The sequence below is a fragment of the Cytophagia bacterium CHB2 genome (genome assembly GCA_030263535.1).
Taxonomy (GTDB): domain Bacteria; phylum Zhuqueibacterota; class Zhuqueibacteria; order Zhuqueibacterales; family Zhuqueibacteraceae; genus Coneutiohabitans.
Window position 1 is genome coordinate 1 of the sequence record SZPB01000455.1, and the last position, 4,450, is coordinate 4,450.

Annotated in this window: 4 protein-coding genes; 2 read left to right on the forward strand and 2 right to left on the reverse strand. The window is 52.3% G+C overall.

The window, feature by feature from the left end:
* Positions 1-1,196: M28 family peptidase (locus FBQ85_27100; protein MDL1878801.1), on the reverse strand; the 1,196-nt coding region annotated here is incomplete at its 3' end.
* Between the two features lie 439 nt (positions 1,197-1,635).
* Between FBQ85_27100 and FBQ85_27105 the strand changes: the two genes are divergently transcribed.
* Positions 1,636-1,881, forward strand: a complete 246-nt coding sequence (locus tag FBQ85_27105; GenBank protein MDL1878802.1) for a type II toxin-antitoxin system PemK/MazF family toxin — start codon at positions 1,636-1,638, stop codon at positions 1,879-1,881.
* A gap of 109 nt (positions 1,882-1,990) precedes the next feature.
* Here FBQ85_27105 and FBQ85_27110 read toward each other — a convergent pair whose 3' ends face one another.
* Positions 1,991-3,301: a M48 family metallopeptidase gene (locus tag FBQ85_27110; GenBank protein ID MDL1878803.1), complete on the reverse strand. Its 1,311-nt coding sequence runs from the start codon at positions 3,299-3,301 to the stop codon at positions 1,991-1,993.
* Between the two features lie 407 nt (positions 3,302-3,708).
* On the opposite strand from FBQ85_27110, the gene FBQ85_27115 reads away from it, so the two are divergent.
* The coding region (locus FBQ85_27115; protein MDL1878804.1) for a hypothetical protein at positions 3,709-4,450 on the forward strand (742 nt) is incomplete at its 3' end.

The window sequence follows — 4,450 nt, forward strand, 5'->3', positions numbered from 1 at the left end:
AGGTTCAGGAACACCTGCTGCAGGGCGTCCGGCTGGGCCGGAATGTCCGGCAGGCTGGGGTCGTAATCGCGGCGCAGACGCAACCCGGCGGCCGTCGCAGCGGCCAGCTCGGGGCGGCCGCCGGTAAAAAAGCCGGTGATGCGGCCTGTGCCAATGTCATACGACGAGGCCATCACCGTTCGATCCAATTCATCTGCATGCGTTTTGCAATATCCCCAAGAGCCGATCAACCCCTGTTCCTCTCCATTAAACAAAGCAAACCGAATCGTACGCAGCGGCTTCAGTTCAAGGCGCTTGATTTGCCGAGCGAGATCGATCACCAGCGCGACATTGCAGCCGTTGTCAAGCGCGCCCTGGCCCAGCTCCCACGAGTCCAGATGCGCGCCAATGACGACAAACTCTTCGGGCTTTTTCGTGCCTTTGATTTCACCGACGACGTTGTAACTTTCGTACGCCGGACCGGACACCACGTCAATTGTCGCCGTCATGTCCAGCGTTTTGCCGGCACGCAGCAAACGCAAACAGCGCAATCCGGCGTCACGTTCCATCACCAGCAGCGGATGTTCGTTATTATAGCCGAGTGAGGCGTTATGGCGATAAAGCACATTGCGCGGGCGCGAACCGGTATAAACCACACCGGCAACGCCGGCCGCAAACGCGCGCTTCTCGATGCGCGCGCCTTCATTATATTCTTTAAAAAGTCCCTCAAGATCGAGCAATTCATGCGTTTCGATCAACACAAAGGCCCCTTTTGCAGCAGCGCCCAATCGTTTGAAATCATCGTCTGCTCCAAAGCCGCCGTCAATCAGCGCGGCGGTGAGGCCGGTTGCGGGCGTTCCGCTGGAAAACGGCATGCACGCTGCAGCCGGGGAGAAATTCGCTGCACCCGTTATTTCGATTTTCACAGAACGTTCACGCCAAAGCGCGGGCATCATAAAGCCTTCTTTGCGCGCCTCGACTCCCGCTTCTTTGAATTTTGCCAACGCCCATTCCACCGATTTGAGATTGGCCTCGGAGCCGGTGGCGCGGCCGCCGATTTCATCGGTGAGCTGGCGCAGGTCAGCCACAATGGGCGTATCGCCGAGCATGGCCGACACGAGGCGTGCGGCCTCGTCTTCGGCTGATTGCCGGGCTTTAACGCTAGCAAAGAGAAGAATACTTGTGACAAGAATGAAGCGAGATAACAACTTATTCATGGCATTCTCCAACTTGTAACAAGAAATGTTTACTGGCTACCTTGATCAATCTGCTGCACGACTATTAATTTTCAAAAATTCTTTGAAATTATGGCTCGTTTTTGTACTTCTCGTTATATGAAAACCATTTATTTCGAATTTCGCAACCTCGAAAACTTTTTAGCTGATGGAAAATCACCTATGAAAAAGCTCGAGCTCACCCTGACAGAATCCGTCCATTACAGACCTGAAATTGCTTCGTAGCGCGCCGCCAAACCCGTCGGTCAGTTCGTGCAAGATCTGCTTGCAAAAATTTCCGGGGAAATAGCCGGCGAGCCGGAGGCTTCCGAGACGCTTTTAAGCGAAGGTTATCAAGTCATGTCGAACGATAATGCCGAGACAATCAAAATCGCTTGGGCGGCGCAACTGACGGCTCTTGAGGAATCCGGGGGATTTAGCCATGGTTCCGATTCAATGCGGTGACGTCGTTTTAGCCGGCCTGCCTTTTGTTCAAGATTTCACCCAAACCCAAAAACGCCCTGTGCTTGTTGTGCAAAACAATGCGGGCAATCGCTTCAGCTCGAATACCATAGTACTTGCCATTTCGAGCCAGCCGCCGGCAAAGGATCATCTTTTCCACTTTAGAATCCCAGCCAACTCTGACATAGGCAGAGCAGTGGGTTTGATTCAAGATTCGGTCGTCTAAGCAGAGATCATTCTAACCATACCTCAAGCGCTTATATCAAAAAAGCTTGGAATTTTGTTCGAGCCGGTCATGCACGAAATAGAAAAAGGCATCAAAGTCAGCTTGGCCCTTATCTGATCAAATCCCCATAGCGCAACGGCTTGCCACGTTCCCATGGCCGATATTCGTTGCAGAAATCAATGCGCTCGCCGATGGTGGGATGCGAGGCGCGCCAGAGTTTGTAAAGCCAGCCGGGCCGCGGGTTGCCCAAATTTTCCATCTGCAATTTCACAAAGGCCGTGGCCGCCGCATGATTATTTTGACAAATCTCCAGTCCGAATCGATCGGATTCGCGCTCTTGATAACGCGTAAACGTGAGCGCGATCGGCATGACGATAAACGAGAACATGTTGATCAGCAACAGCAATAGCGGCAACGAGGCAATATCGGATAATTGATTGAACCCGAAGCGCGCTTGATATTTTCGCAGCAGGCCGCCGGACACGCGATGCGCGGCGTACAACGTCAACAAGATCAAAACCGAAAAAAACAAAATGCCTTTCACCACGTGGCCGAGCACGTAGTGCCCCATTTCGTGCCCCATCACGAACAGCAGTTCTTGTTCATCCAGCTTTGCGATAATGGTATCCCACAACACGATGCGTTTCGTGTCGAGAAAGCCGGAGACATAAGCATTTACCGCTTTGGTATCGACACTTTTGTTGACTTCATAAACCCGGCTGCCCTCGATGCCGGCGCGATCGGCCAGCGCCAAAATTTTGGCTTCCAGCGCTTTGTCTTGCATCGGGCCGAATTTGTTGAACAGCGGCGCGATCCAAACCGGACTGATGAGCATAAAGAAAAACAAAAACGGCGCGGCCAGAATGCCGGTGAATAGCCACCAGCGCTGCGGGCTTTTCTTGAGCAAAAGATACGGTACCCACAAAAACAACACGCCGATCATCATGCCCACCAGCAGCGATTTCAACGCATCACCGAACCATTTTCCGAAAGCTTGATTGGAGAGATCGTAGGCATGCTGCCGCACAAAATCCTGGTAATAACTCAGAGGAAAATCAATAATGAAATTGAGGGCGCTAAAGATGATGAAATAGACGCCAACAACGAAGAACCACCGGCGCCCGATTTTTTGCGCCCAATTGCGGATGCGCGCCGAAAACCCGGTAAAGAGAAACAAAGCCGGAATCAGAAGTCCCCACAACAAATTGATCAACCACAAAATGTTTCCGCTATGATAATAGCGCATGGCCTTTTCGCTCGGCTCCGGCACGGCAACCGGCCCAGCTTCCTGGGCCACATACTGCAATGTGTCAAACTCGGCAACCGCTGCAGACGTATCGCTTGTCAACGGCTCTTGCGCCAGGGCAGCGCCGCTCAAAACGAGCACCACGGCGAGGGCGAAACAAATTTTGTTTATCATACTCTTTTCTCACTCTGCGACAATTACTCATGACCCCAGCCTTGACGAAGCCGGCTATTTCCAAAACCGCTTGGGTAATGATATGATCGTGACGATGGGTGACGGTTTGCGCGGAAAATTTGACACAAGCAAAAAAGCAGCAGGAATGATACTCGAACAGCGTAGGCGAGTTTGTACGCCGGCATGCGCGGCTCCCTTTCGTCTCAAGCTGTTTGGGGATTGAAGAAGTGTGAATTGGTAAGGTATTTGGCGGGAAAAAGCAAGAGATTTTTGGCTTATTCCCATTGTCCGCGGCGGCGATAAACTGCTTGCGCCTGTATGGCGTTTTCATTACATTTTTGCTCACCTGCATTTCTGCGCTGCGCCGTCTCCAGTTTTGCAGGATGTTTCAACGGGAGGAAAATTCTATGAAGCAGACTGTTCTCTTCCGCACGTTTCTCGCTCTCGCCTGTTCAGCCTTCTCTGCGTATGCGCAAAATCCCTCTCTCTTTTCGCCGCAGCGCCTTTCCGTGCAGGTCGGTTCGGCCTATCATTTCAATCCCTGGGGAAATTACAATAATGCGCTAGCCACTGTGTCGCAGGAAATCCGTTTAAATCGCTTTTACATCGAACCAATCGGATATTATGAAAAAATCAACGGCGATCTTTCGGCGCGAGGCACGCTGGGTTATCATCTGCCGGAAATCATTCCCCGCTTGTTTTTGCTGTTAGACGGACAATATGCCAGTCTTGATGCGGGCTTCGAGTTTTATCCCGATCCCGGCAAGATCCCCGAACAATTCATCAGCCCGGCTTTCCATCAAGAAATCAATTTCCGTTTTTGGTCTGCGGGAGCGGGCCTGCTTTACCGTCTGCCTCTGGCAGAAAAGTGGAGCGTGCAGGCAAGTATAGGCGTCGATCGCTATTCCGCCAATCTCGATTTGCAATGGCGATATTGGCCCTGGACGCAGGGGCCTCTGCCTGCTGGCGAGGGCGAACAGCTTTCAGCGAAACTGGAGGACGATTGTTGGGGCGGCCAGACTCGCTTACTCTTGACGTGGAAGCGATTCGGCCCGGTTACCCTGCTGGCCGGTGCGGAATATCGCTTTGCCAAATTCAAATCGTTCGAAGGCCCGGCGACGCTTATTTTTTCTCGCGAACGAACGTTCG

Bases quoted from the DNA above. Each gene is read 5' to 3' on its own strand.
- FBQ85_27105 (MDL1878802.1), top strand. From the start codon at position 1,636: ATGGTTCCGATTCAATGCGGTGACGTCGTTTTAGCCGGCCTGCCTTTT.
- FBQ85_27110 (MDL1878803.1), bottom strand. From the start codon at position 3,301: ATGATAAACAAAATTTGTTTCGCCCTCGCCGTGGTGCTCGTTTTGAGC.